This is a genomic window from Pontibacterium sp., assembly GCF_964228735.1.
Taxonomy (GTDB): domain Bacteria; phylum Pseudomonadota; class Gammaproteobacteria; order Pseudomonadales; family Balneatricaceae; genus Pontibacterium.
Map to the genome: position 1 here is coordinate 20,216 of NZ_CAXRBQ010000117.1, position 26,907 is coordinate 47,122.

General features: G+C 55.9%; 28 protein-coding genes. 18 read left to right on the plus strand and 10 right to left on the minus strand.

The window, feature by feature from the left end:
- Positions 1 to 92 precede the first annotated feature (92 nt).
- Complete coding sequence (locus ACEQ15_RS13320; RefSeq protein WP_370279683.1) at positions 93 to 1,322, plus strand: diguanylate cyclase domain-containing protein; 1,230 nt, start codon at positions 93 to 95, stop codon at positions 1,320 to 1,322.
- A 16-nt stretch (positions 1,323 to 1,338) separates the two neighbouring features.
- Here ACEQ15_RS13320 and ACEQ15_RS13325 read toward each other — a convergent pair whose 3' ends face one another.
- Positions 1,339 to 2,793, minus strand: coding sequence for a hypothetical protein (locus ACEQ15_RS13325; RefSeq protein ID WP_370279686.1), 1,455 nt, complete (start codon positions 2,791 to 2,793; stop codon positions 1,339 to 1,341).
- 271 nt (positions 2,794 to 3,064) lie between these two features.
- Between ACEQ15_RS13325 and ACEQ15_RS13330 the strand changes: the two genes are divergently transcribed.
- The 14 genes from ACEQ15_RS13330 to ACEQ15_RS13395 all read left to right on the plus strand — a co-directional run bounded on the left by ACEQ15_RS13330 (position 3,065) and on the right by ACEQ15_RS13395 (position 15,431).
- The gene (locus ACEQ15_RS13330) at positions 3,065 to 4,321 is read left to right on the plus strand and encodes a glutamate-5-semialdehyde dehydrogenase (protein WP_370279687.1); all 1,257 of its coding nucleotides are present in this window, start codon (positions 3,065 to 3,067) and stop codon (positions 4,319 to 4,321) included.
- 12 nt (positions 4,322 to 4,333) lie between these two features.
- The gene (nadD, locus tag ACEQ15_RS13335) at positions 4,334 to 4,984 is read left to right on the plus strand and encodes a nicotinate-nucleotide adenylyltransferase (RefSeq protein WP_370279688.1); all 651 of its coding nucleotides are present in this window, start codon (positions 4,334 to 4,336) and stop codon (positions 4,982 to 4,984) included.
- 9 nt (positions 4,985 to 4,993) lie between these two features.
- Complete coding sequence (gene rsfS / locus ACEQ15_RS13340) at positions 4,994 to 5,338, plus strand: ribosome silencing factor (protein ID WP_370279689.1); 345 nt, start codon at positions 4,994 to 4,996, stop codon at positions 5,336 to 5,338.
- A 5-nt stretch (positions 5,339 to 5,343) separates the two neighbouring features.
- Positions 5,344 to 5,811 carry a 23S rRNA (pseudouridine(1915)-N(3))-methyltransferase RlmH gene (gene rlmH, locus ACEQ15_RS13345; RefSeq protein ID WP_370279690.1) on the plus strand — a complete coding sequence of 156 codons (468 nt, stop codon included), beginning with the start codon at positions 5,344 to 5,346 and terminating at the stop codon, positions 5,809 to 5,811.
- An 8-nt stretch (positions 5,812 to 5,819) separates the two neighbouring features.
- The gene (gene mrdA, locus ACEQ15_RS13350; RefSeq protein ID WP_370279691.1) at positions 5,820 to 7,736 is read left to right on the plus strand and encodes a penicillin-binding protein 2; all 1,917 of its coding nucleotides are present in this window, start codon (positions 5,820 to 5,822) and stop codon (positions 7,734 to 7,736) included.
- Entirely contained in the window at positions 7,723 to 8,865 is a 1,143-nt protein-coding gene (rodA, locus tag ACEQ15_RS13355) for a rod shape-determining protein RodA (RefSeq protein ID WP_370279692.1), read from the plus strand. Before mrdA ends, rodA begins: the two co-directional genes overlap by 14 nt.
- A 20-nt stretch (positions 8,866 to 8,885) precedes the next feature.
- Positions 8,886 to 9,917 carry a lytic murein transglycosylase B gene (gene mltB / locus ACEQ15_RS13360; RefSeq protein ID WP_370279693.1) on the plus strand — a complete coding sequence of 344 codons (1,032 nt, stop codon included), beginning with the start codon at positions 8,886 to 8,888 and terminating at the stop codon, positions 9,915 to 9,917.
- A complete protein-coding gene (locus tag ACEQ15_RS13365) occupies positions 9,914 to 10,780 on the plus strand; it encodes a septal ring lytic transglycosylase RlpA family protein (RefSeq protein WP_370279695.1) in 867 nt (288 codons plus the stop codon). Before mltB ends, ACEQ15_RS13365 begins: the two co-directional genes overlap by 4 nt.
- A gap of 70 nt (positions 10,781 to 10,850) precedes the next feature.
- The gene (locus ACEQ15_RS13370; protein ID WP_370298818.1) at positions 10,851 to 12,005 is read left to right on the plus strand and encodes a D-alanyl-D-alanine carboxypeptidase family protein; all 1,155 of its coding nucleotides are present in this window, start codon (positions 10,851 to 10,853) and stop codon (positions 12,003 to 12,005) included.
- Between the two features lie 64 nt (positions 12,006 to 12,069).
- The gene (locus tag ACEQ15_RS13375; protein ID WP_370279697.1) at positions 12,070 to 12,927 is read left to right on the plus strand and encodes an aminotransferase class IV; all 858 of its coding nucleotides are present in this window, start codon (positions 12,070 to 12,072) and stop codon (positions 12,925 to 12,927) included.
- A gap of 12 nt (positions 12,928 to 12,939) precedes the next feature.
- A complete protein-coding gene (locus tag ACEQ15_RS13380) occupies positions 12,940 to 13,212 on the plus strand; it encodes a YbeD family protein (RefSeq protein ID WP_370279699.1) in 273 nt (90 codons plus the stop codon).
- On the plus strand, positions 13,213 to 13,863 hold the full coding sequence (gene lipB, locus ACEQ15_RS13385; protein ID WP_370279700.1) for a lipoyl(octanoyl) transferase LipB: 651 nt from the start codon (positions 13,213 to 13,215) through the stop codon (positions 13,861 to 13,863).
- Between the two features lie 9 nt (positions 13,864 to 13,872).
- Positions 13,873 to 14,862 carry a lipoyl synthase gene (gene lipA / locus ACEQ15_RS13390; protein WP_370279702.1) on the plus strand — a complete coding sequence of 330 codons (990 nt, stop codon included), beginning with the start codon at positions 13,873 to 13,875 and terminating at the stop codon, positions 14,860 to 14,862.
- A gap of 131 nt (positions 14,863 to 14,993) precedes the next feature.
- A complete protein-coding gene (locus ACEQ15_RS13395) occupies positions 14,994 to 15,431 on the plus strand; it encodes an OsmC family protein (protein WP_370279704.1) in 438 nt (145 codons plus the stop codon).
- Positions 15,432 to 15,809: 378 nt separating this feature from the next.
- Here ACEQ15_RS13395 and ACEQ15_RS13400 read toward each other — a convergent pair whose 3' ends face one another.
- Genes ACEQ15_RS13400 through leuS form a run of 4 tightly spaced genes read right to left on the minus strand, consistent with a single transcriptional unit; the run spans position 15,810 to position 20,342 of the window.
- The gene (locus ACEQ15_RS13400) at positions 15,810 to 16,142 is read right to left on the minus strand and encodes a cytochrome c (RefSeq protein WP_370279706.1); all 333 of its coding nucleotides are present in this window, start codon (positions 16,140 to 16,142) and stop codon (positions 15,810 to 15,812) included.
- Between the two features lie 60 nt (positions 16,143 to 16,202).
- Positions 16,203 to 17,222: a DNA polymerase III subunit delta gene (holA, locus tag ACEQ15_RS13405; protein WP_370279707.1), complete on the minus strand. Its 1,020-nt coding sequence runs from the start codon at positions 17,220 to 17,222 to the stop codon at positions 16,203 to 16,205.
- Positions 17,219 to 17,725, minus strand: coding sequence for an LPS assembly lipoprotein LptE (gene lptE, locus ACEQ15_RS13410; protein WP_370279709.1), 507 nt, complete (start codon positions 17,723 to 17,725; stop codon positions 17,219 to 17,221). Before lptE ends, holA begins: the two co-directional genes overlap by 4 nt.
- 22 nt (positions 17,726 to 17,747) lie before the next feature.
- A complete protein-coding gene (leuS, locus tag ACEQ15_RS13415; protein ID WP_370279711.1) occupies positions 17,748 to 20,342 on the minus strand; it encodes a leucine--tRNA ligase in 2,595 nt (864 codons plus the stop codon).
- Between the two features lie 134 nt (positions 20,343 to 20,476).
- Here leuS and ACEQ15_RS13420 point away from each other — a divergent pair, with 134 nt between their 5' ends.
- Complete coding sequence (locus ACEQ15_RS13420; protein WP_370279713.1) at positions 20,477 to 21,034, plus strand: metalloendopeptidase; 558 nt, start codon at positions 20,477 to 20,479, stop codon at positions 21,032 to 21,034.
- On the plus strand, positions 21,031 to 21,420 hold the full coding sequence (locus ACEQ15_RS13425) for a hypothetical protein (RefSeq protein ID WP_370279714.1): 390 nt from the start codon (positions 21,031 to 21,033) through the stop codon (positions 21,418 to 21,420). The genes ACEQ15_RS13420 and ACEQ15_RS13425 overlap by 4 nt, the downstream gene beginning before the upstream one ends.
- Here ACEQ15_RS13425 and lnt read toward each other — a convergent pair.
- Genes lnt through miaB form a run of 5 tightly spaced genes read right to left on the minus strand, consistent with a single transcriptional unit; the run spans position 21,377 to position 26,595 of the window.
- Positions 21,377 to 22,900 carry an apolipoprotein N-acyltransferase gene (gene lnt, locus ACEQ15_RS13430; protein ID WP_370279716.1) on the minus strand — a complete coding sequence of 508 codons (1,524 nt, stop codon included), beginning with the start codon at positions 22,898 to 22,900 and terminating at the stop codon, positions 21,377 to 21,379. The two genes, ACEQ15_RS13425 and lnt, sit on opposite strands and share 44 nt — an antisense overlap.
- Before the next feature lie 3 nt (positions 22,901 to 22,903).
- The gene (locus ACEQ15_RS13435; RefSeq protein WP_370279718.1) at positions 22,904 to 23,746 is read right to left on the minus strand and encodes an HlyC/CorC family transporter; all 843 of its coding nucleotides are present in this window, start codon (positions 23,744 to 23,746) and stop codon (positions 22,904 to 22,906) included.
- Between the two features lie 12 nt (positions 23,747 to 23,758).
- Positions 23,759 to 24,214 carry an rRNA maturation RNase YbeY gene (ybeY, locus tag ACEQ15_RS13440; RefSeq protein WP_370279719.1) on the minus strand — a complete coding sequence of 152 codons (456 nt, stop codon included), beginning with the start codon at positions 24,212 to 24,214 and terminating at the stop codon, positions 23,759 to 23,761.
- A complete protein-coding gene (locus ACEQ15_RS13445) occupies positions 24,211 to 25,221 on the minus strand; it encodes a PhoH family protein (RefSeq protein ID WP_370279720.1) in 1,011 nt (336 codons plus the stop codon). The genes ybeY and ACEQ15_RS13445 overlap by 4 nt, the downstream gene beginning before the upstream one ends.
- 24 nt (positions 25,222 to 25,245) lie before the next feature.
- Positions 25,246 to 26,595, minus strand: a complete 1,350-nt coding sequence (miaB, locus tag ACEQ15_RS13450; RefSeq protein WP_370279721.1) for a tRNA (N6-isopentenyl adenosine(37)-C2)-methylthiotransferase MiaB — start codon at positions 26,593 to 26,595, stop codon at positions 25,246 to 25,248.
- Between the two features lie 239 nt (positions 26,596 to 26,834).
- Between miaB and ACEQ15_RS13455 the strand changes: the two genes are divergently transcribed.
- A partial coding sequence (locus tag ACEQ15_RS13455; RefSeq protein ID WP_370279723.1) for a DUF1820 family protein occupies positions 26,835 to 26,907 on the plus strand: 73 nt, incomplete at its 3' end.

Here is a 26,907-nt window from a genome sequence, read left to right on the forward strand (position 1 = left end):
AGGCTGGATTAACTGAGCCGCAAGTAAACCGAATACCTTTGCTGTTCGAATAACCAATCACAGATGACGAAAAGGGATTTGAAAGAGCGCCAATGGAAGGGCATTTACTCAATCAGCGATACAAAAAGCGGACGGCGTTGCTGGCAACATTGTTGGCCACAGCAATGCTTACACTGGGCGGATCGCTCCTCTACAACCTGGTGAAGCTCAGGCAAAGCTGGGTCGATTACAGTTATGAAACCAGTGCCCGCGGAGATGCGTTGGCGCGCATTCATCGTGCTGTTGGCTACGGTGGTTTTATCCACCACTACAAAAACTACGTCTTACGTCAGGACCAAACCTATCTCGACCGGCTTGCGCTGGATATCGATGAAACGCGCAATGCCCTCAATTCATACAGTCGTCTTGAGCTGACCATGAAAGAGCAGGTTGCGCTGCGCACCATCCGAAAAACCTTTGAGGCTTATATGGCATCCGTACGCAGTGCCGAGCTGGGCGTCGTGGAGGGTGTTCAGCCTGCCATTCTGGAGAAGCGGGTAGAGATCAGCGACAGGACTGCAATTGAAGCACTGGCTGTATTACAGCGTGCTTATGATGCTTACAACGCGGGGGCCGCCGAGCGGATCCAGTCGGAGTTTAATTTTCTGATCAACGTTTTGTTGATGGGATTGCTGGCGGTACCGATCATCGGCTTCTGGGCGCATGGACATATGGGGCTGCTGGAACGCCTGGTGGAAAATATCCTGGCCCGGCGCGAGATGCAGCAGCAATTGCTGGCACGGGAGCAGGAAGCCCAGCAGGCGCATCGGCGCAGCGAGCAGTACCGTGATCTGGCGTACCGATGCTCTTTAACCCAGATTCCCAACCGGCAAGCCTTCCAGGAAGCAGCCGCGGCCGCTCTGGACTCCGCCCGGGAAAGCCGGGAAAAACTGGCAGTGCTTTACGTGGATGTGGATGACTTCAAACGGATCAATGATGAGCATGGTCACCCGGTCGGTGACAAGGTCCTGACTGAGATTGCCTGTCGTCTGGACAGCATTCTGCGCGAAGAAGATCTGGTCGCGCGTATCGGTGGTGACGAGTTTGCCATCCTGATCTTTGGGCGTGATGTGCTCAAGGCAAAAGACCAGCTTGCGTCCCGTATTCTGGATGTGCTGAATGACCCCTTTGACCACATCGTTGATAATTTGCGAGTGAGCTGTTCTGTAGGTGGGGCGATCGGCCCGGATCACGGCGACGATGTGGATACTCTGTTGCGCGAAGCCGATACACGCATGTATGTGGTGAAAAGGAGTGGCAAAAACGGTGCGATGATCGGTTAGGATGGCGTTAGCCGTTTTAGTGGGTGCTTTCAGCCTGTTGTTTCAGTTTGGTCAGCAGGTGGTTGCACTGCTTCTCAAACAGTGTCTGGTAGCGTTTTTCTACCTTGTGGATAAGTACCTTGTCCTCATCTTCGCGGCGGATGTCCGCATCTTTCAGCAGCGCCCGCTTGATATCCGGTGCTTCGGTCAGGGCGGTGTGGCTGATCAGCTCGTTACTCTGCGTGGTACGGGTCAGGAAGCGGGATTCCTCCTGCAGGATTGCTGGTTTGCCCTTTTGGCCACGCACCAAAGCAATGTGCAGGTTCATAACCGGCTGGAACTGCCCGATACGCTGTTTATTGAAGCCTTTGTATAACAATACGAACAGCAGGCCTGCGCAGAGTGCGTTGATGCCGTGGGCATCTTTCTCGACCGGCGCGGCAAAGTTGATCTGTAGATCCCCATTTTTCAGCGTTTCCAACTGTCCGCTGTAGATATGTGCAACCTGAGCTGCCAGCTGGGCGTAGATCGCGAGCAGCTCATCGCGTTCTGCCGCATCGGCGTATTCGGCGTGGGCGCTGGTGGCATCGATATACAGCAGATAGGCCGCATCGTCCGGTGTTAGCATCAGCTCCATCTCGTGCTCAAAGGAGTACAGCGTCAGTTGTTCTTCGTCACGGCCGCGGCGACGCAGCGGATTCTCTTTGGCTGCTGCTTTTTCGGTCTTTTGATTGAGCGGTTGTTCCTCCAGCTCTATCGCAGGTGCATCCGCTTCGGTAGCAGGCGCTATGTGTTCGTCGGTGGCTGGCTCTTCTTCTGCTTTTGCAGAGTGGTCAGGTGTTAACTGTGGTGCGGGTTGTGCAGGTTCAGGGCGAAGCAACTCAACCAGATCGTGGTTTGCTGTCGCTTCTGCCGTGGTTTCCGGGGCTGTATCCGGCTCGTCGGCGGGGTAGTCCTCGACTACTTCGTTCTGCGTAAGCGGCACGGCGGTGTCGGTTGCCCGGCAACGGTACCACAGCACAATGGCCGTCAGGCTGGCGCTGATCAGGGCGATCAACAGGCCAAGCAACAGCTGGCGTTGCATCACTTGCTGCAGGGGTTTGGGGGCAAGCCAGAGAGTCAGGGTGCCGATGCGGCGTTCCTGTTGCATCATCTGACGTTGGATATTGATCCCTTCATTTTCACCTGCGCGGGCAATGACCTGGTCCTGGGCGTCGGTAAGCTGCAGACCAGTCACATGTTCCAGCTCAGCCAGTTCCTGCAGCAGGTAGTTGGTGCTGATGCGGTCGTCGGCCAGTATCAGGGGGCGGATCAGGAAGGTGGTCTGTTTGGCCAGTGAGTGTCCCAGACGGCGTGTTTCCGCTTCGGCCTGCTGGTTGGAGGCGAACCATAAATACCCGCCACCCAGCAGCAGGCTGCCGAGAAACACTACGGCGGCAATCAGCGACAGGGATCTGGCTGAGAAAATGGCGGGGCGGTTGTCCGTGCTCACGTTAATATGGCTTGAATCAGATACTGAAAATCAAAATATAGAAAAGGTTCCGCTGACGGCGGTTCCATTTAACCAGTTACAAACGGGGTTTTATCTCCTTATCACCTCGTTTCGGCCGCGAAGCCGGGTTCATTAGGCCTCTGCAAGCGACAAACGTTCAATCATAGCAGGAGATTTCGGGAAGGGTTAATTCAATTCCGCGAAGAGTAGCCATGACCCGGAACTCTCACGGCGCTATAATGGGGCGATTACTGATCGGGAAGATAACTTCATGAATGTAGAAGAGTACATGATCGAGCTGGGCCAGCAGGCACGCGACGCAGCTCGTTTGATTGCAAAAGCCTCCACAGGCACCAAGAATACAGCGCTGCTGGCGATGGCTGATGCTATCGATAGCAGCCGTGAAGCGCTGCACGCAGCAAACCTGAAAGATCTGGAAAACGGCCGTGCCAACGGTCTGGACGATGCCATGCTGGATCGTCTGGAACTGACTCCCGCACGTATCGATACCATGATTGAAGGTTTGCGTCAGGTGGCAGGTCTACCCGATCCCGTAGGTGCCATCACTGACCTGAACTACCGTCCAACCGGTATCCAGGTGGGTAAGATGCGCGTGCCACTGGGTGTGATCGGCATCATCTACGAATCCCGTCCGAATGTGACCGTGGAAGCGGCGAGCCTGTGTCTGAAGTCCGGCAATGCAACCATCCTGCGTGGTGGTTCCGAGGCGATCAATTCCAACCAGGCGGTGGCTGAGTGCATCAAGGCGGGTCTGAAATCTGCCGGTCTACCGGAAAGTGCGGTACAGGTGGTTGAAACCACCGACCGTGCGGCCGTGGGTCAACTGATCACCATGCCGGAATATGTGGATGTGATCGTACCGCGCGGCGGCAAGGGCCTGATCGAGCGCATCAGCCGTGATGCCAAGGTCACCGTGATCAAGCACCTGGATGGTATCTGCCACGTCTACATCGATAGTGATGCGGATAAGGCCAAGGCGGTTAACGTGGCGATCAACGCCAAAACCCACCGCTACGGTACCTGCAACACCATGGAAACCCTGCTGGTGAACAAGGCCATTGCGGCTGAAGTGCTGCCGGAGCTGGCGGAGCGCTACCAGGCGATCGGTGTTGAGCTGCGCGGCTGTGAAGCAACCCGGGAGCTGCTACCGTACATCAACGAAGCGGTTGAAGAGGACTGGTCCACCGAGTACCTGGCACCGATCCTGTCGATCAAGCTGGTTGAGGATATGGCGGAAGCGATCCGTCACATCAACAAGTACGGCTCTCATCACACCGATGCGATTATCACCGAGAACTACACCAAGTCCCGCGCGTTCCTGCTGGAGGTGGATTCCAGCTCGGTGATGGTGAACGCGTCCACCCGTTTTGCGGATGGTTTCGAATACGGTCTGGGTGCCGAGATCGGTATCTCCACCGATAAGATCCATGCCCGTGGCCCGGTGGGTCTGGATGGCCTGACGTCCGAAAAATACGTGGTCCTTGGCGACGGTCATATCCGCAAGTAAGTGGAGTCTCTGGTGAACCAGGCGTTTGTTTTTATGGGCGGGACTTTTGATCCCGTCCATAACGGCCACCTGCGTACCGCGCTCGAGATCCAGCAGTGGCTGGATGTGCCCCAAGTCAGTCTGATTCCGTCGAAACAACCGGTGCACCGAGATGCGCCGGGTTGTACGTCGGAGCAGCGCCTGGCGATGGTGGACGCGGCTGTCGCGGATGAGCCTTCGCTGCGGGCGGATGCCCGCGAAGTGACCTCGGATAAACCCTCCTACACTTTGCTGACCCTGCAGGGCTTACGTGAGGAGTTGGGGGAAACCATGCCGATCTGCATGGTGATGGGGATGGATGCGTATCTGACGCTGCCAGGCTGGCACCAGTGGCTCGAGTTTCTGGACTATGCCCACATCATCGTGGTGGCACGTCCGGGCTATCACTTTGAGCCCGATGAAACCATGCAAGGCTTTACCCGGGCCAACCGGGTGCATGACACGGCGACGCTGCTGAGTAAACCCGCCGGGCATGTCCTGATCCATGAGATGACGCCGTTAGGCATTTCAGCCACCCAGGTGCGCCAGCTGGTCACCGATGGCTACTCGCCCCGTTACCTAATTCCCGATCCGGTATGGGCGTATATACAAGACAATAACCTCTACGGTTATACAACCAATTGAACTGAGAAGATGCAGACAGAAAAACTGATCGAACTGGTTTCCAGCATTCTGGAAGACATGAAAGCCAAAGACATTACCCTGCTGGATGTGCGCGGTAAGTCCTCTATTACCGACTATATGATCATCGCGAGCGGAACTTCCTCCCGTCACGTGGTCTCAACTGCTCAGGACGTGGCAGAGAAGGTTAAAAAAGCGGGCGTGCAGCCAATGGGTGTTGAAGGTCAGCAGGTGGGCGACTGGATCCTGGTTGACCTGGGTGACCTGGTGGTACATGTGATGATGCCGGATGCACGCAGCTTCTACGACCTTGAACGCCTCTGGAGTATCGACGAGACCGAGAGCGAGGTTCAGTAAACCCGATGAGAGTGCGCCTGATCGCCATCGGCGGCAAGATGCCGCGCTGGGTAACCGACGGCTATAACGAATATGCCAAGCGGTTACCGCAGGATATGCAGCTGGAGCTGGTTGAATTGCCGCTGGGGCATCGCGGCAAGAACAGCGATGTCGCTCGGGCCAAGAAGCTCGAAGGTGACCAGATGCTGGCGGCGATCCCCAAAGGGGATCGGGTGATTGCGCTGGAGGTGGGCGGCAAGAGCTGGTCCACCGAACAGCTGGCCGATCAGCTGGAACACTGGCGCATGGATGGACGCAATGTCTCTTTGCTGGTGGGTGGTCCGGACGGCCTCGACAGCCGTTGTGTTGCCCTGGCCGATCAGAAATGGTCTCTCTCGGCCCTGACCCTGCCCCACCCGCTGGTGCGGGTGCTGCTGGCTGAACAGCTCTACCGTGCCTGGACTGTGATCCAGGGACATCCGTATCACAAATAGGGGCTGGAATGAGTTCCACGCCACTAAAAGACCACAACAGGGAAACACGCACCTTCCGTGTCCGGGCGGTGATCGCGTTTGCCATCGTGCTGATCGCACTGTTCGGTTTGATCGCCCGCTTCTATTTCCTGCAGGTGATGGAGCATGACCGCTACAGTGCCCTGTCGGACAAGAACCGTGTCCAGCTGCAGCCGGTGGCGCCCACCCGTGGTCTGATCTACGACCGTAACGGTGTGTTGCTGGCGGATAACCAGCCCAGCTACAGCGTAACCCTGCTCAAAGAGGAAGTGAAAGATCTGGATGGCACCCTGCAGCGCCTGCAGGAGCTGATCCCGATTACCGATAAGCAGGTCGAGCGGTTCCGTAAACGCATGAAGCAGCGCCGCCGTCCGTTCGAGTCGGTGCCGCTGCGCTTCCGTCTGACCGAAGACGAAATCGCCCGTATCTCTGTTAACTATCACCGCCTGCCGGGGGTACGTATCGAAGCGGACCTGATCCGCTACTATCCGTACGGTTCTTCGCTGGTGCACGCCTTGGGATATGTGGGCCGTATCAACGAGCGTGAGCTGGAACGGGTGGATGAGACCAACTACTCGGCAACCCATTACATCGGCAAGCTGGGTATCGAGAAATATTACGAATCGATCCTGCACGGCCAGGTGGGGTTCCAGAAAGTGGAAACCAATGCCCGTGGCCGTGTGATGCGCGTGCTGGAACGCACCGACCCGGTACCGGGTGAGGATCTGATCCTGAGCCTGGACCTCAAGCTGCAGCAAACCACCGAAAAATTGCTGGAGGGACGGCGTGCCGCCGTAGTGGCGATCGATCCAAACGACGGTGGCATACTGGCGCTGGTATCCACACCGGGGTATGACCCGAACAATTTTGTGACAGGGATCTCCAGCAAGGATTACGGTGCCCTGCGTGAGTCCGACGATCTGCCGTTGTTTAACCGCGCCCTGCGTGGCCGCTATCCACCTGGTTCAACCGTTAAGCCGATCACGGCGTTGGCCGCCATTGATTCCGGATCCGTATCGCCATCGTTTAAGGTACGCGACCCCGGTTGGTACACTCTCACCAAAGATGGCCGTCGTTACCGTGACTGGAAACGTGGCGGGCACGGTATTGTGGGCCTGAACCTGGCGCTGGCGCAGTCCTGTGATGTCTGGTTCTACTCCGCCGGTCACAAAATGGGCGTTGATCCGATGTCCGATTATCTGGGCCGTTTTGGCTTTGGTTCCATCGAGAGTCTCGACCTGCCGGAAGCAACCCGGGGCATCCTGCCATCGCGGGAGTGGAAACGGAACAACCGTCGTGCACCCTGGTATCCAGGGGACTCGCTTAACCTGAGTATCGGTCAGGGCTTCCTGTTGGCAACCCCGATGCAGCTGGCGACCGCTACGGCCGTGATTGCCAATCGCGGGCGATGGGTACAGCCACGTATGCTGAAAGGGGCGTACCAGTCGGATGAAGAGAAAGGTTTTGCCATCGGTGAGATGGACTACGATTTCGGCAAGGATAAACCGCAGGATGTGCAGCTGAACCACCCGGAGTATTGGGATCTGATAATCCAGGGCATGGTCGACGTTGTACATGGTCCGCGAGGCACTGCCCGTCGTTCGGCCCAGGGGGCCAAGTATCGCTTTGCCGGCAAGACCGGTACCGCACAGGTGGTGGGTATCAAGCAGGATGAGGAGTACGATGCAGAAAAGCTCGCCGAGCGTCTGCGTGACCACGCTCTGTTTGTTGCCTTTGCGCCGGTGGAGGATCCCAAGATTGCCGTTGCGGTGATTGTAGAAAACGGCGGTGGCGGTTCGACCACGGCCGCGCCTATTGCACGTAAGGTGATGGATGCCTACCTGGTGGGTGAGGAAGAGGTTGAAAGTACCGAGTTTGAGAGCCTGATGGGTTATGACCACGACTGAATTTCGCCGCCATATGCCAGAGGCGAGTGACTCCCTGCGACGCCGACGCTCGCTCTGGAGTTACACCAACCTCGACCCGATTATGCTGATGCTGCTGTTGGCGTTGAGTGCGTTTGGCCTGTTTATCCTCTATAGCGCCTCCGGCCAGGATATGGGGTACGTTACCCGCCAGGCGATCCGTATGGGGGCGGGCTTTGTTGCCATGATCTTCCTGGCGCAGCTGGAACCCCGTTTCTTCGGCCGCTGGGCGCCCTGGATTTACGTTGTTGGCGTCGCCCTGCTGGTGGGTGTAATCCTGTTTGGTGTGGGCGCAAAAGGGGCACAGCGCTGGATTCAGCTGCCCGGCTTCCGTTTCCAGCCATCGGAGATTATGAAGCTGGTATTGCCGCTGATGATCGCCACCTACCTGGCCAAACGTCCTCTACCGCCGAGCCTGAAACATACCTTTGTCGCGCTGATTCTGATCGGTATGCCCACCGTGCTGATCATGAAGCAGCCCGACCTGGGGACCTCGTTGCTGATTGCCGCGTCCGGTATTTTTGTGCTCTTGTTCAGTGGCATCCTCTGGCGCTACATCTTTGCCGCGCTGGGATTGGCGGCCGCGGCACTGCCAGGGTTGTGGATGGTGATGAAGGATTACCAGAAACAGCGTGTATTGACCTTCCTTGATCCGGAGAGCGATCCACTCGGATCGGGCTGGAACATCATTCAGTCCAAGACCGCGATCGGTTCCGGTGGAGTTACAGGGAAGGGCTGGTTGGACGGCACCCAGTCGCAGCTCGACTTCCTGCCGGAATCCCACACCGACTTCATTATCGCGGTCATCGCCGAAGAGCTGGGTATGGTGGGTGTTGTTACTCTGTTATTGCTCTACGCGGCGATTATCGGGCGTGGATTGTGGATGGCGGCGACCGTCCAGCACAGCTTTGGGCGACTGGTCGCAGGCAGTATTACGCTGACCTTCTTTGTCTATGTTTTTGTGAATATTGGTATGGTAAGTGGTCTGTTACCGGTGGTGGGCGTACCACTTCCACTGGTAAGCTACGGTGGAACCTCCATCGTGACATTGATGGCGGGGTTTGGTTTGTTGATGTCGATGCATAGCCACAAGACGATGATGCTGCGTTAGCGAGTTTAGGGGAGAGTCGGATGGAACAAGGTAAGAAACAACAGGGTAAGAAACATCTTTTGTCGGTGCTGCTGGGTAGTGCAGTATTGTTGCAGACCGGTTGTGCGATCTCCGAGGCCAAAGCGAGCAATTATGCGCAGCACCCGGAAGGTCAGGCCTTTATCAAAGAGTTGGTGTCCGAGGGCTTTGCAGAAGCGGATGTGCGTGCCGTGCTGGCTGAAGCCTCCCGTCAGGAATCGATTTTGGAAGCGATCTCCCGTCCGGCGGAAAAACGTCTGACCTGGGGCGAATACCGCAATATCTTCATCCAGCCCAAACGTATCACCCGGGGCGTGACTTTCTGGCAGGAAAATGCCGAGGCGCTGGCGCGTGCAGAAAAAGAGTACGGGGTGCCCGCGGAATACATCGTGGCGATCATTGGGGTGGAAACCCACTATGGCCGGATCATGGGTAAATACCGCGTTGTCGATGCGCTCACTACCCTGGGTTTTGATTATCCGAAGCGCGCCAAATTCTTCCGCGGCCAGCTGAAGGAATACTTCCACATGGTGAAGGAAGAGCAGATCGATCCGCTTAGCCTGAAAGGTTCCTACGCCGGTGCTATGGGATTCGGTCAGTTTATCCCGTCGAGTTTCCGTAACTTCGCCGTGGATTTTGACGGTGACGGTCAGCGTAATATCTGGACCAACAAAACCGATGCAATCGGCAGTGTTGCCAACTACTTTGCCCGTCACGGCTGGAAGCAGGGCGGCACCGTGATCAGCGATGTGAAGGTGGATAAAAACGCCGAGGACAGCTGGTTTAACGACGGCCTCAAGCCTAAGCTGACCCTGGCGGACTGGTCTGCCCGTGGTGTGCAGGCGCGTATGCCGCTGGCTTCCGATCAGCCTGCGACGCTGATGCGCCTGGAAAAAGACGGCGAATTCCAACACGTGCTTGGGCTGCACAACTTCTACGTCATCACCCGCTATAACCACAGCCGTCTGTATGCGATGGCAGTACATGAGCTGAGTCAGGCGGTAAAAGCCGAATACGGTAAAAACAAGTCATGAGACTGCTTGCGCTGCTGACGACACTGCTTCTGCTGGTGGGATGTTCCTCCGGTGGCGGTGGGCGTTATTCCATGAAACACGATCGCGGGCCGGCCAAACCCGTGGATGTCTCTCACGTGAAGGATGCAGTGCCTAAGGTGGAGCCGCGCAGTCGTGGCGGCAATAAAAGCTCGTACGTGGTATTTGGTAAGCGCTATTACGTGATGAACAGTGCTCAGGGGTACCGCGAGCGTGGTGGTGCTTCCTGGTACGGTAAGAAATTTCATGGCCATACCACCTCAAACGGTGAAACCTACAACATGTATGCCATGACGGCGGCCCACAAGTCGCTGCCGCTCCCGACCTATGTGCGGGTGACCAACCTGAAAAACGGCCGTCAGGTGATTGTGCGCGTGAATGATCGTGGTCCTTTCCATGCGGGACGCATCATCGATCTTTCATATGCTGCTGCATCCAAGCTGGATATGTTGCGTAGCGGTACCGCCCAGGTCGAGGTGGAAGCGATTGATCCACGTACCTGGCAGAAGCCAACCACACTGATTGCCACGGCAAAAACGGCAGCACCGGTGAGGACCGCACCGAATGTACGTGTGCCGGTACGGGACAATGTGCAGCGTGCTGTACCCGTGGGGCAGTATCTTCAGGTGGGTGCCTACAGCAACCGCGTCGCTGCTGAGCGCGTGACTGAAACTGTAAGGGCACTAACCGGGCAGCCGGTTGTCATACGCAATCTGGATCGCAACGGGCGGGTGTTATACCGGGTACAGGTAGGGCCGGTTAACTCCGAAACCCAGGTGCGTGATCTGCTGAGTCAGCTGGAACAGTCCGGTTATCCGGACACCCATCTGGTGGACTTAGACTGAGGGGTTCAGTACAGTTGTGCGTCATCTGTAGTGTTTAATTTCCAGTTCCGCTTTTGATATTTGGATAACAATGTTTAAAGCCAAGATTCGTTTCGTTTTTTTGATGATTCTCAGCCTGTGTGCGGTGAGCGTACAGGCTTCTTCTCTTATTCCAGCTGCACCTCAGATCGCTGCCCGTGCCTATGTGGTGATGGATGCGGATACCGGTAAGGTTATTGCGCAGAAGAGTGCGGAAACCGCATTCCCACCGGCCAGTCTGACCAAGCTGATGACCAGTTATGTCCTGGACTACGAGCTGGGCAAGGGCAATATCTCCAAGCAGGACCTGGTACTGGTCAGCGAGAAAGCGTGGCGTACCGGTGGTTCCCGTATGTTTATCCGTGAGGGTACCCAGGTAAAACTGGAAGACCTGATGAAGGGTATCATCATTCAGTCCGGTAACGACGCATCCGTTGCAGTGGCTGAACACATTGCTGGCAGCGAAACGGCGTTTGCCGATCTGATGAACCAGCATGCTGACCTGCTGGGTATGAAGAACTCCAACTTCATGAACGCTACCGGTCTGCCAAAAGAGGGGCATGTGTCCTCGGCGATGGACATGGCTCTGCTGGCCCGTGCGATTATTATGGATTACCCGGAGCATTACGGTATCTACTCCGAGAAGTACTTCACCTACAACAAGATTCGCCAGCCAAACCGTAACAAACTGTTGTGGCGTGACAAGACCGTGGATGGTCTGAAAACCGGTCATACCGATGCCGCGGGTTATTGCCTGGTTGCGTCCGCCAAGCGTGACGGCATGCGTCTGATCTCTGTAGTGATGGGTACCCGCAGTGAGGAAGCCCGCGCGCAGGAGAGTCAGAAACTGCTTTCCTACGGTTTCCGTTACTACCGCACGCATCAGCTCTATAATGCCAATGAGACGCTGAGCAACGCGACCGTATGGTCCGGTTCCCGTGACCAGCTGCGTGTAGGCCTGGCTGATCCGCTGGCGGTGACCATTCCACGTGGCCAGGTTGATCAGCTGGAAGCGGTGATGGATATCGATCAGGTGATCAAGGCGCCGGTCATCAAAGGTGATGTTTACGGTAAGGTGAACATCCTGCTGAACGGTGAGCTGGTTGAGGAAGTGCCACTGGTTGCGCTGGAAGATATCCAGCCTGCGGGTCTGCTGAAGCGAATCTGGCACGCGATCATGCTGTTCTTTGTTGGCTTGATCGGCTAACCCTGACCCAACCGAGCAGAGATGCCCGCATCTGCAAAGGTGTGGGCATTTGCGTTTTTAGGCTATGAGTATTGTTTATCTGAACGGCGAATATCTGCCTGCAACGGAAGCCAAAATATCGGTTTTTGACCGTGGTTTTCTGTTTGGAGACAGTGTCTATGAAGTGATTCCGTTTTATCAGGGGATCGGTTTTCGCCTGAGTGAACACCTCACCCGCCTTGAATACAGCCTGCGGGCGCTGCAGATCAAACCCCATCTGCAATGGGAACCGATCCTGAACGAGCTGGTGCGCCGCAATGGCGGTGGCAATCTCTCGGTCTACCTACAGGTGACCCGCGGCGCGGCGGAGAAACGCACCCACAGCTACGACGATACGATGCAGCCGACAGTGTTTGCCTGCTGCACGCCGATCAAGGATATCTACACTGCAGGTGCGGACGATGTAGCGCCGATGAAGGTGATCGTTACGGCTGACCTGCGTTGGCACCGCTGTGATGTGAAGTGCAACGGTCTCCTGCCCAATATCTTGGTGGTCCATCAGGCGAACGCGCAGAACGCTGACGAAGCGTTGATGATGCGCGATGGCAAGCTGACCGAAGGGGCCTCCTGCAATGTCTTTGTGATTCAGCAGGGTGTGATCTACACCCCCAAACGCGGATCAGAGATTCTGGGTGGCACCACCCGGGAACTGATCATGCAGCTGGCCGATGAGCATACGATCCCCTGGCAGGAGGTGGATATCGACTATGAGATGCTCAAGGCGGCAGATGAAGTTTGGATCTCCAGCTCCACCCGTGGGGTGGTGCCGGTGATTGAGATTGATGGTGAGCCGGTGGGTGATGGGGATAAAGGCCCGCTTTGGCGTACGATGTTTGAACTCTTTATCCGTTACCAGCAACAGCTGATGACCGGTAAACAATAAAGCGACTGAAAGATGAGTGATACAGAAGCTCCAAAAATTGAATTTCCCTGTGAAGATTACCCGATCAAGGTGATTGGTCGCGGTGGTGAAGATTTCAAAGGTTTTGTGATCGAAGTGGTGCAGCAGTATGTGCCGGACCTGGATCTGAAAACCGTGACTATTCAGGACAGTAAAAAAGGCACCTTCCAGTCGGTACGATTCCGGATTACCGCCACTGGTGAGGACCAGCTGCGCGCGCTGCACCAGGCGCTGATGGCAACCGGTCGTGTCACCATGGTGATCTGAATGAGCATCAAAGATCAGGTACTGATTCGTACCCTGGGCATCGAACCCTACAACCCAACCTGGGAGAAGATGCAGGCGTTTACCGATCAGCGTGACGACGAAACCCGTGACGAGATCTGGTTGCTGCAGCACGAGCCCGTCTTTACCCAGGGCCAGGCCGGCAAGGCTGAGCACCTGCTCGCCACCGGTGATATTCCGGTGGTGCAGGTCGACCGTGGTGGCCAGGTGACCTACCACGGCCCGGGCCAGTTGATCGTATATCTGATGATCAACCTGCGCCGCCGCAAGCTGGGTGTACGTGAGATGGTCGATATTATGGAGCGTAGTCTGGTGGATCTGCTGGCTGAGTATGGCGTCGAAGCGTATGCCAAACCGGATGCTCCGGGTGTGTACGTGGGCAATGCCAAGATCGCCTCCCTGGGCCTGCGAGTACGACGCGGCTGTTCCTTCCACGGCCTGGCGCTAAACCTGGACATGGATCTGGGGCCATTCCTGCGTATTAACCCTTGTGGCTACGCGGGAATGCCGATGACACAGCTTGCTGAGCTGGCCGAAATGCCAAAATTGGAGGACCTTATGCAAAAGCTGGTCGACCAATTGGTAGGCAAAATCGGGTATACTCAGGTCTCCCATTCTGACGTTCTGGAATAAGCTAGCAACATGTCTACCGACTCTCAAAACCCAGCGAAAGAAACCCCGAAACGTGCCGAGCAAGGCGTTAAGCTGCGCGGTGCGGACAAGGTAGCCCGCATCCCGGTGAAGGTAATTCCTACTGCCAAAGATGAGATGCCACGTAAGCCGGACTGGCTGCGCGTGCGCATGGGATCAAACGCTGAGGTCAAGCGAATCAAGGACAAGCTGCGCAACCACAAACTGGCATCAGTATGTGAAGAAGCCAGCTGCCCGAACCTGGGCGAATGCTTCAGCCACGGTACCGCTACCTTCATGATCATGGGGGACATCTGCACCCGTCGTTGTCCATTCTGTGACGTGGCACACGGCCGCCCGAACCCGCTGGCTGAAAATGAGCCGCGAGAACTGGCCGAAGCGATTGCCGATATGGGGCTGCGCTACGTGGTAGTGACCTCCGTAGACCGTGATGATCTGCGTGACGGCGGTGCCCAGCACTTTGCCAACTGCATCAGCGAAACCCGTGCCCGGGTTGATAGCATTCAGATCGAAACCCTGGTACCGGACTTCCGAGGCCGAATGGATATCGCCATCGATATCCTGACCGAGACACCACCGGACGTGTTTAACCACAACATGGAAACTGTGCCTGACCTGTACAAGAAGGTACGCCCGGGTTCCGATTACGAGTGGTCCCTACAGCTACTGAAGAAGTACAAGGCGCGTAATCCAAACGTACGCACCAAGTCCGGCCTGATGGTGGGCATTGGTGAGACCAACGAGCAGATCATCGACGTCATGCGTGACCTGCGTGCCCACGATGTGGACATGCTGACCATCGGTCAGTACCTGCAGCCAAGCCGCGATCACCTCAAGGTAGAGCGTTTCGTAACGCCGGAAGAGTTTGACGAGTTCAGCCGTCTGGCAAAAGAGATGGGCTTCAAGCACGCGGCCTGTGGCCCGCTGGTCCGCTCCTCTTACCATGCTGATCTGCAGGCCAAAGGGGAAGAGGTGAAATAATCCTCAACCCAAGATGAATCACCAGAGGGAGCCCTAGGCTCCCTTTTTTTGGGTTTGGATTTAGCTACCAGCAGTTGCAGAGTGGAGGGCTTCTAATTATATTAGCATCAACTTAATTAGAGGTATTTAACATGTCTGCCCTGAAGACCATCTCTGTAACTGCAAGCATGGGTAACAGCGCTGCTGTGTATGCTGATATTCGTGACCACAAGGTTGTTATCGATCAGCCAGCCAATGCAGGTGGCACCAACGAAGGTCCAACCCCGCTGGAATACTTCCTGTTCTCCCTGGCCGGCTGTATCGCCAGCATCGCCCGTATCGCCGCGATGCAGCAGAAGATCGAACTGCGTGGTATGGAGCTTAAAGTAGACGCTACGCTGAACCCTGCCGGCTTGCTGGGCAAGGAGACCGATGACCGGGTGGGTTTCCAGACCATCGCGGTTGATGCGAGCATTGACGCAGACCTGTCTGAAGATGAGAAGAAGGCTTTCCTGGATGCGGTGTGTGACCGCTGCCCGTTGCACGACAACATCAAGCTGGAAACCCGTGTGGATCACCAGTTGGTATAAGTGAAATTGGCTGTACAAAAAACCGGCATTACGCCGGTTTTTTATGTTAGTAGTCATGTTTTGGGGTTACTCACAGAATCTGTTGATAACTCTGGGGGTAAACCGGGTATAGGCTTGGTGTACATGGCTGAAAGCCCCGGATTATAAGGGTTTTGGCTTGGTGTGCTATTTCTGTACTGTGTGGCTAACTTTTCGCAGGAAGTGAGTTGTCAATAGATTTCTGAAAAAATGTTGTGGAGCTCAGGGCAGTTATCAACATTTTTGTTACAGCGGTTATACAGAAAATCTGGGGGCAATATTGTGGAAAAGCTCAGGGTAACTCACCCGGGGCGACAGAACATGGGGCTGTAGCAAACTGCTCAATAATTGCCCGCGTGCTCACTGCTGGGCAGTCAGCTGTTCCCGGCGTTTCTGTACCATGTACGAGGAGACCGCCTCCGCCTGTTCTGCGCTGAGGTTATCGAAGGTGGGCATCGAGTGTGATTCGTTGTAGCCATACTTGATCACCAGCATGATCTGGTAGTCCTTGAGGCTGTTCTCGGTAATCGGCAGGTTTTCCAGATAGGGACCAAGGCCACGGCTTTTGTGGCAGCCGATACAGTAATAGTCGTAGAGTTCGTCGCCTTTTGTCAGGCGTGCGGGATCAAATTTCTGTTCACAGCCGGTGGTGGCCAGACTCAGGCAGGCCACTAACAATGCAGTTGTGCGCATGGGAAGCCCTTCCTTTACAATCCGTGTGCTGCGTTAAGACGCATTAGAATTACATGATAGTTAAGAAACGGGCAGAGTGACACCCGCAAGGGTAAAACAGATGCTGGCGAGGTTCACCCAGGGATCTCCCGCCTGTGCGCCTTTCACTATCCGGTCAACCTCACCACACTCCTGCAGTAGCTTTTCGAGCGCTGAGCGACGCAGGCGCTGTGCGGCGCGGCCAAGCTGAGGTTTGCGTTTGCCCCAGATCTTCTCCCTCTGGCATACGGCGTCAAAGCTCATGCCGCCAGACTGGCCTAACTGAATGTTATAAAGCGCACGGACTTCACGCACCAGCGCCCAAAGCACGATAGCGGCTTCCGTCCCGTCCTGATGCAGTACCTGGAGAATTTTATTGCAGCGATCTGCCTGGCCCAGTAAGACTGCTTCGGTGAGGCCGTAAATATCATAGCGGGAGCTGTCGGTCACGGCTTCGATTACATCGTCGGCACTGACCGGTTTGTCCGGATACAGTAGGAGCAGTTTCTGCAGTTCCTGCTTGGCGGCCAGCAGGTTGCCTTCGATACGGTCGACCAGCAGGCTGACAGCATCATCCTCCAGCTGCAAACCGATCTGGGCGGCGCGCTGGCGAATCCAGGTGGGCAGCTGGTTGGGTTCGATCGGCCAGAGCTCTACGATCACACCGCTTTGATCAATGGCTTTGAACCAGGCGGATTTCTTGCTGGCGCCATCCATCTTGTCGGCGATCAGCAACAGGACGTTGTCCGGGGAGGGGGAGGCCAGGTACTGGCGCAGGATCTCACTTGACTGCTTGTTCAGCTTGCTGCTGCCCAGGCGCAGTTCGATGATCTTCTTGTCGGCAAAGAGGGAGAGGGCGTTGGCGCACTCCAGCAGGTATTCCCACTTAAAGCCGGTTTCCACGTGCAGGACTTCCCGTTCGGTGAAGCCCTGCTGGCGGAAATAGCTACGGAGCATGTCGCAGCTCTCTTCTGAGAGCAGCGGCTCGTCGCCAGTGATCAGATAGACGGGGGAAACCTCACCTTTCAGTCGGCTGGCGAGCTGCTCCTGTTTTAACTTCATTTCTTGCTGTCGAATGCCATGTAGCTGCGGATGATGCGGGTGGCCATGGCGTCGTACATCTCGTTACGCAGCAGGGTTTCCTGCTCATCCTTGGCGGCTGCGGCATCTGCATCGTAGGTATACACGCGCTCGATGATGGCGGACTCGGTTTTGCTCAGGTCAGACTTGATCGAGTGCAGGGTGTAATCCACGGTCAGAGTCAGCGAGTACTCGTCCACGCGCGCGCTGTTATCCAAAGAAACCGACTCACGCGAGAAGCGGGATTTGTCGACCTTCAGGTTGTACGGCGCATCGGCGACCAGCTGGATACCGTTGTCCTGCAGGCTGCGCTTCAGGGAACGGCTCAGTCTTTCACCCGCTTTCTCGTCCTGCAGGCTCAGCTGCAGTTTGTCGGCGGATACATCCACGGCACCGCGCAAATGAAACCCGCAGGCGGAGAGCAGCGACAGGGTAAATGCCAGCGTAATCGCCAGCAGCGGTTTTACATTCAGTTGCAGGGCCATGGGATGCTCCTTTATCCGCTTGTTATCCGACTACGATATTGACCAGTTTACCCGGCACCACAATTTGCTTGCGGATGCTCTTGTCGGCCATGTGTTTCTGCACATTCTCTTCCGCCAGTGCGGTGTGCAGGATCACGTCTTTGTCGGCGTCTGCCGCCACGCTGATTTTTGCACGTACCTTACCGTTCACCTGTACCACCATCTCGATGGAGGAGCGGACCAGCGCGCTTTCATCAACCTGAGGCCATGGAGCGGTCAGGATGTCGCCGTCCTGATCCAGGGCGGTCCACAGTTCGTGCGTCACATGAGGCACGATTGGTGCCAGCAGCTGAACAGCAGTGCTCAGGGCTTCCTGAGTCACGGCACGGCCTTGCTCGCTCACATCAACGAACTTGCTGATCGCGTTGGACAGCTCCATCACTGCAGCGATGGCAGTGTTGAAGGTCTGACGACGCTCGATATCGTCGGATACCTTCTGAATGGTTTCGTGGACCTTACGGCGCAGCGCCTGTTGATCATCGGTCAGTGCCGCTGTATCCAGTGCAACGGAAGAACCGCCGTTCTGGTTATGGTCGAATACCTGCTTCCACAGACGTTTCAGGAAGCGGTGTGCACCTTCCACGCCGGAGTCGGACCATTCCAGGGATTGCTCTGGTGGTGCTGCGAACATCATGAACAGACGCACGGTGTCGGCACCGTACTTGTCGATCATTACCTGTGGATCGATGCCGTTGTTCTTGGACTTGGACATCTTGGACACGCCTGCAGACAGCACCGGCTGACCGTCGGATTTCAGAGTCGCATTGATGATGCGGCCTTTGTCGTCGGTCTCCACCTGAACGTCTGTTGGTGAGAACCACTCTTGACCACCGTTTTCAGTCTCACGGTAGTAGGTGTCTGCCAGAACCATGCCCTGACACAGCAGGCGCTGGAACGGCTCGTCTGAATCCACCAGACCCTGATCACGCATCAGCTTGTGGAAGAAACGGGAGTAGAGCAAGTGCAGGATCGCGTGCTCAATACCACCGATGTACTGATCCACCGGCAGCCAGTAGTTGGCCTTTTCCGGCTCCAGCATCTGGTTTTCGCTCATACGGCTGGCGTAACGTGCGTAGTACCAGGAGGACTCCATGAAGGTGTCGAAAGTGTCGGTTTCGCGCTCTGCATCGCCGCCACATTTCGGGCAGCTGCAGTTAATGAAGCTGTCCATCTTCTTGATCGGAGAGCCCACACCGTCAAAGGTCACATCTTCCGGCAGAACCACCGGCAGCTGATCTTCAGGTACCGGTACGGAACCGCAGCTTGGGCAGTTGATCACAGGGATCGGTGTACCCCAGTAACGCTGACGGGACACACCCCAATCACGCAGACGGTAGTTAACGGTAACCTTGCCTTTGCCTTTGGCTTCCAGTTCCGCGGCGATCGCTTTGAACGCCATGTCGAATTCCAGATCATCGAAGTCGCCGGAGTTCAGCAGCACACCCTTCTCGGTGTACGCCTCTTCGTCAAGGTCAATGCTTTCAGCTGCGTCTGCAGGCTTGATCACCTGCTTGATGGTCAGGCCGTACTTCTTGGCAAATTCGTAGTCACGCTGGTCGTGGCCCGGTACGGACATTACGGCACCTGAGCCGTAATCCATCAGGACGAAGTTAGCAGTCCAAACAGGTACTTTCTCGCCGGTCAGTGGGTGGATTGCTTCCACACCCAGCGCCATGCCTTTTTTCTCCATGGTCGCCAGGTCAGCTTCCGCCACCTTGGTGTGTTTGCACTCTTCGATGAATTCAGCCAGCTCCGGGTTGTTCGCCGCTGCCTGCTGCGCCAGTGGATGCTGCGCTGCTACCGCTACGTAGGTCACACCCATCAGAGTATCCGGGCGGGTAGTGAACACTTCCAGCTCGCCGTAACCGTCTACGTCGAAGACCAGCTCGACGCCTTCGGAGCGGCCGATCCAGTTTTTCTGCATGGTGCGGACCTGCTCCGGCCACTGCTCCAGCTTGTCCAGGTCTTCCAGCAGCTGATCGGCGTAGTCGGTGATCTTCAGGAACCACTGTGGGATCTTCTTACGCTCAACCAGGGCGCCGGAGCGCCAGCCGCGACCGTCGATCACCTGCTCGTTGGCCAGTACGGTCTGGTCAACCGGATCCCAGTTAACCTCAGCTTCTTTCTTGTAAACCAGGCCCGCGTCCATCAGTTTGGTGAAGAACCACTGTTCCCAGCGGTAGTACTGAGGGTGGCAGGTAGCCAGTTCGCGGTTCCAGTCGTAACCAAAGCCCATCTGCTTGAGCTGGTTGCGCATGTAATCGATGTTTTCGTAGGTCCACTTCGCTGGCGCAACGTTGTTTTTCAGCGCCGCGTTTTCCGCTGGCAGGCCAAACGCGTCCCAGCCCATTGGCTGCAGGACGTTTTTGCCCTGCATGCGCTGGTAGCGGGAGATCACGTCACCGATGGTGTAGTTACGAACGTGGCCCATGTGTAGACGGCCGCTTGGGTACGGGAACATGGACAGGCAGTAGAACTTATCCTTGCCTGGCTCCTCGGTACATTTGAAGCTGTCATTGTCTTCCCAGTGTTGCTGGGCCTTATTCTCAATGTCCTGTGGCTGATACTGTTCGTTCATCGTGATCTTTTCTGAACCCGGTAACTGAAAACCGGCATCCGATTGATGCCGGTTAAATGTTCATATGGAAAGTTTGAGTTATGGTGCATAGCATACAATATATGAAGTAGAGCCAACAGACGGGAGTGCATCATATGACCGATAAAGATAGTGATCGCCGTGAAGATCCGGCTCAGGGAATCAGTGCCTATAACCGTGTCATGGCCCGGTTGCATAAAAACCTGTCCGATGCGGAAGCAACTTCTTGGGATTATCTGCAGGAGAAAATCGAGGAAGCGGTTGAGGTGGAGCTGACCGCAGAGGAGATGACCCGCGATGAGATGGACCTGATGAAGGCCTACATCAAGCGGGATATGAAACAGCTCGGCTTCTACGCCCACGAAACCGGCGAGGGGATCGCCGCTTGGCTGCATTTTGACCTCAATATCCTTGAGGAGCGTATGAAAAAAATGCTGGTGGGGTTGGCAGACAAAACCCGCATTCAGCAGGAAGAGCTGCGTGAACGCCTGGAGCACGGCGACGATGAATATATCGCCGGTGAGCTGGCAACCGCAGGTACCCTGCAGTGCCTTAACTGTGAAGCTACCCAGGTGTTGACCCAGACCGCGCAGATCGGTGAGTGCACCTCATGTAAGGGGCGTTTCTTCCGTCGTATCTCACAACCCTGGACGCAGGACGAACAAAGTAAATGAGATCAGGAAGTCGACTCTGGTGCCTGCTGCTTACACTGGTAATGAGTTCCAGCGCAGCAGCTCTGGGGTTCTACGCCGCAGCCGATAAACCCGCACAGATGCTTTCGGTGCAATTGGTGAACGTGTCCAGCCGGGTCATTGAGCGGATCGATATCAAGCACGGCAATGCTGACAATCAGGAATCAATCTCCGTACTTCGCCTGGCACCGGATAGTGACCGGGTGATCGGCTTGAACCATCAACCCGGTATGGGCTTCAGCCTGAGTGTCCACTTCGCCGATGGCGAGCACTACGAAATGTGTGTGGGTAAGTTTGTGCCGGGCTGGTTTCTGTCTGAGGTGATCAGCGACGAGGGCTTAGACGAAATCCCTGGGCGTTATCGCTAACCGAGCCGCGGTTGCGGTTTCCTAAACCCATTACGCTGAACAAAAACGCCAGCCCCAACACTGGCCAGCTACCCAATTGCTGATAGGGTGTCAGTCCCTGACGGGCCTGCACGCTGCCGCTCAGGGTGGCTTGTGTATAACGGGGTGCCTGTTCAGTCACCTTGCCTATTGGATCAATAAAACCGGAAATACCATTGTTGGTGCCGCGGATAATCCAGCGCTGATTCTCCAGTGCGCGCATGCGGGCGATCTGCATATGTTGTGCCGGGGCTATCGAATGGCCAAACCAAGTGTCGTTGGACACGGTCAGGATGATGTCGGCTTGCTGTCCGCCCGCGCGCACCAGTTCCGGATAGGCAATCTCGTAACAGATTGCTGCGGACAGTTTGTGACCGTTCACAGCCAGCAGAGGTTGCTCCTGCTGGGGCAGACTGAAACTCGACATCGGCAGGTTAAAGAACTCCAGGGTACCGCGTAGGTAGTCCTCTAATGGGACATACTCGCCAAACGGCACCAGACGTTGTTTGTGGTATACGCCGGAGCCATTGCTCAGTACCGCCAAGCTGTTGTGGTAGAGACGACGCCGACTGTCCGGATCCCGCGTGGAGGTAGGCAGGCCGCTGATCAGTGTGGTGCCATCGTCATCCAGTTTCTGCAGCAAGCGTTCCAGCTGCGGGGCGGCACGGCTGAAAAAGGTTGGGATCGCAGTCTCCGGCCAAATAATCAGATCATCTCCACTGTGCGGCAGGGTCAGAGCTTCGTACTGGGCGAGTATGGTTTCACGGTGGCGTGGGTCCCACTTTGCTTCCTGATCGATATCCGCCTGGATCAGGGTAACTGAAAGCGCTTCACCGCGGATTTCAGTCCATTGCTGGTTGAGAAACGGCAATCCGGCCCAGGGTAAAACCAGCAGAATCAGGTAACTGCCACGGGCGCTCCAGCGGCTATCACGCACCAGCTCCACCAGTAAAATACCGCTGGCGGCAACAACCAGAGAGTTGAGCCAGACGCCGCCAATCGGCGCCAATACCGCCAACGGCGTATCCAGAGTGGCGTAACCCAGGTAGAGCCAGGGAAAGCCGGTAAACAGCCAGCTGCGTAGCCATTCTCCCAGAATCCACAGGCCGATAAACGAGAGTGCGCCCCAACTGCCGCTGAACCAACGTTTCCAGACCCAGGCCTGCAACATGTAGAGCAAGGCGAGACCCATCACAAACAGTGAGGTGAGCAGGATGGCGATCGGCAGCGGGGTTGCGCTGTGCTCCGAGATGCTGACAAACACCCAGGAGGCGCCGGCGCCAAAAAAGCCCACACCAAAAATCCAGCCCAGTAGCAGAGACTGGCGCGGCGACGCGTTTTGCAGGATCAGGTAGAGCAGCAGCGGCGCGACGGGCGCGAGCCAGATTAGATGGAACGGTGCCAGTGCAGCTGTTGCTGATGCACCGGCAAGCAGGGCCAACAACAGGCGCACAGTCAACATCGGTCAGGCGGCCGCTTTGGGGATAACTTGTAACAGGCGGATACGGCGGTTGTCAGCGGAAAGGACTTTGAAGCTGAAGCCGTCGAGCTCAACCTGTTCATCTTTCTGTGGCAGATGGCCAAAACGCTGGGTGACCAGACCGCCGATGGTATCAAACAGGTCATCGGGCAGGCCCACATCGAAGAACTCGTTGAAGTCTTCGATCGGTGTCAGTGCCTTGACGATGTATCCGTTGTCGGAGAACGGACGGATGTTGCCGTCATCCTCTTCCGCGTCGTGTTCGTCTTCGATCTCGCCGACAATCTGCTCCAGCACATCCTCAATGGTGATAAGCCCCGCCACACCACCGTATTCGTCCACCACGATCGCCATGTGGTTACGGGTGGTACGGAACTCCTGCAACAGCACGTTGAGGCGCTTGGACTCTGGGATGACGGTCAGTTCGCGCAGCTTGCTGCGGATATCAAACTGTTCGAGGTTGCCTTCCAGGATCAGGGGCAGGAGGTCTTTTGCGAGCAGGATGCCCAGGACTTCGTCCGGAGTATCGCCGATAACCGGGAAGCGGGAGTGGGCGCTGGAGATAACCACCGGCAAAAATTCGCGTGGGGTCTGTTCAGCTTCCACAACGACCATTTGGGAGCGGGGGATCATGACGTCGCGTACCTGTTTGTCGGATACGTTCATGGCACCTTCAATGATGCCCAGGGCTTCCGCATCCAGCAGGTTTTCGTCTGCGGCGTCACGCAGATCGGTTAACAGATCATCTCGTGTTCTGGGTTCATCACTGAATGCCTGAGTCAGTTTGCTCAGCCAGCCACGAGATTGTCCCGTTCGGTCTTCGCTCATAGTGTGTCTCTGTCAGATTTCCTTATAGGGGTCCGGGATATCCAGCTGGGCCAGAATTTCACGTTCCAGCTGCTCCATCTCCTCGGCGTCTTCGTCATTTATATGATCGTAGCCGATCAGATGCAAGGTCCCGTGCACAACCATATGTGCCCAGTGGTTATGCAGGGGTTTATTTTGCTCTTCCGCTTCGCGGCGAACCACCTCGGCACAGATCACCAGATCGCCCAGCAGGTTGAGTGGAATATCGTCCGGCACCTCAAAGGGAAAGGAGAGGACGTTGGTGGATTTATCCTTGCCGCGGTACTGATGGTTCAGCTCGCGGCTTTCTTCCGGATCGACCAGGCGGATGCACAGCTCCGCCTCGTCTTTGCGACCGGTCAGCGCCGCTTCAACCCACTGGTTGAACTGCGCTTCGTAAGGAAGGTCGTTGTCGTTGATCTCGACCTGTAGGTCGACAAAGTAGCTCACTTGGCCTGTTCCTTTCGTTTCGCTTCTTCCCGTGCCTGTTCCACTTTCTCAAAGCGGTCATACGCACGCACGATATGTTGTACCAGTGGGTGACGCACAACGTCCTTGGCGGAGAACTGGGTGAAACCGATATCCTTCACGCCATCCAGCACCTTCATCGCGTGCACAAGGCCGGACAGGGTGCCTTTCGGCAGGTCGACCTGGGTGATGTCGCCGGTGATTACGGCAGTGGAGCCAAAACCGATACGGGTCAGGAACATCTTCATCTGCTCGCGAGTCGTGTTTTGGCTCTCGTCGAGGATGACAAACGAGTTGTTCAGGGTACGACCACGCATGTACGCCAGCGGGGCAACTTCAATCACGTTGCGTTCGATCAGTTTGCCGACCTTCTCGAAACCCAGCATCTCGTAAAGGGCATCGTAGAGTGGGCGCAGGTAAGGGTCGACCTTCTGGCTCAGGTCACCCGGCAGGAAGCCCAGTTTCTCGCCAGCTTCCACGGCTGGACGCACCAGCAGGATACGGTCGATCTCTTCACGCTCCAGTGCTTCCACCGCACAAGCCACTGCCAGGTATGTCTTACCGGTACCTGCCGGACCGATACCGAAGTTGATATCGTGGGTCTGAATGGAACGTACATAGAGTTGCTGATTCGGACCGCGCGGGCGGATCAGCGCTTTTTTGGTACGGATACTGACTTCGCGGTCTTCCTCGGCCAGCTCCTGCTGTTTCTGTTCGACACCGGACTGCTGCAGGTACAGGTGGACCTGCTCCGGCGTCAGTAGGTTGCCTTGTTTGGCTTCGTCGTATAGGTCTTCGAGCATTTCGGAGACGATACGGATGATGTCCATATCGCCTACCAGCTGAAAGTTATTACCGCGATTGCGGATTTCGATACCGAGGCGCTGCTCGATCATTTTTATATGTTCATCAAGCTGGCCGCACAGATTGGCGAGGTATTCCGGATTATCCGGCTCAAGCGCCAGCTTGATGGAAGGTGATGTGTTCAAATTATCTCCTGAATACAGTGAGAGTTACTGCATTTGATCCAGTTCTGAGCCAACCAGTTCCCCAAGCAGGGAGTTGGCGTAGGCTTGTTCAATCCGTACATCCGCAAAATGGCCGATCAGGTCAGGATTGTCGCAGCGGAAGTTTACAACACGGTTGTTCTCGGTACGGCCAGACAACATGCCCGGATCTTTCTTAGAGTAACCGTTGACCAGAATGCGCTGTGTGCTGCCGACCATGCGACGGCTGATCGCCATCGCTTGCTGGTTGAGGCGGTCCTGTAGAATCTTAAGGCGCTGTTTCTTGGTCTCTTCGCTTACGTCATCAGGCAGATCGGATGCTGGTGTGCCCGGACGGCGACTGTAGATAAAACTGTAGGACTGATCCATACCGACATCGGCGATCAGGTTCATGGTCGCTTCGAAGTCTGCGTCGGTTTCGCCCGGGAAGCCGATGATGAAATCGGAAGAAAACGTTATATCCGGACGGATCTTCTTCAGACGACGCAGTTTGGACTTGTATTCGATCGCCATATGCCCGCGCTTCATCGCCATCAAAATACGATCGGAGCCACTTTGAACCGGCAGGTGCAGGAAGCTAACCAACTCTGGCACTTCCCCATAGACGTCAATCAGGCTGTCGGTGAACTCAACCGGGTGGCTGGTGGTGAAACGGATACGGTCAATACCGTCGATCGCTGCGACACAACGGATCAGCTCGGCCAGATCGGCGGTATCGCCGTCGTGGGTATCACCGCGATACGCGTTTACGTTCTGGCCCAGCAGGTTTACTTCACGCACGCCCTGTTCCGCCAGCTCAACACATTCGGTGATCACGTCATCCAGTGGGCGGCTGACCTCTTCACCACGGGTGTATGGCACCACGCAGAAGGTGCAGTACTTGGAGCAGCCTTCCATCACCGATACAAATGCCTCGGCGCCTTCCACTTTTGGTGCTGGCAGGTGGTCGAACTTTTCAATTTCCGGGAAGGATACGTCCACGATGCCCACGCCACCGTTGTCGGTGACGTCAATCATCTCCGGTAGGCGGTGCAGGGTCTGTGGACCAAAGATCATATCCACGAACGGTGCACGCTTGAGGATGGCATCACCTTCCTGACTGGCTACACAGCCGCCCACACCGATCTTCAGATCCGGATTTTCGGCTTTCAGCTTGCGCCAGCGGCCGAGCTGGTGGAACACCTTCTCCTGCGCCTTTTCACGAATCGAACAGGTGTTGAGCAGCAGGACATCTGCTTCGTCCTGGTTGTCTGTCAGTTCAAGGGCATGGCTTTCACCCAGCAGATCCGCCATACGGGCAGAGTCGTACTCGTTCATCTGACAGCCATGGGTTTTGATAAACAGCTTCTTCGCCATTATTCACCTGTGTTTCGTTCGGAATGATCAACGGGCGCGTGTATGTGAGTGCCCGGAATATTGAGGACCGCGAATTATACTGGATGGGCTGAGGCCTGCCTAGCGAAAATGTGTCTAAAAAATAACCAGTATGTTGTTGTGGATTAAACTTGTAAAAGATCACAGCGCCTCCATATATGAGACGAGCAGTGAGCATTTGAAGTGAGGTAAGAAGAACACCAATGGCCAGTGATGATCGTATGTATCGGGTGATATTTATAAACCAGGATCAGGTGTACGAACTGTATGCCCGTCACGTTTATCAGAGCGACC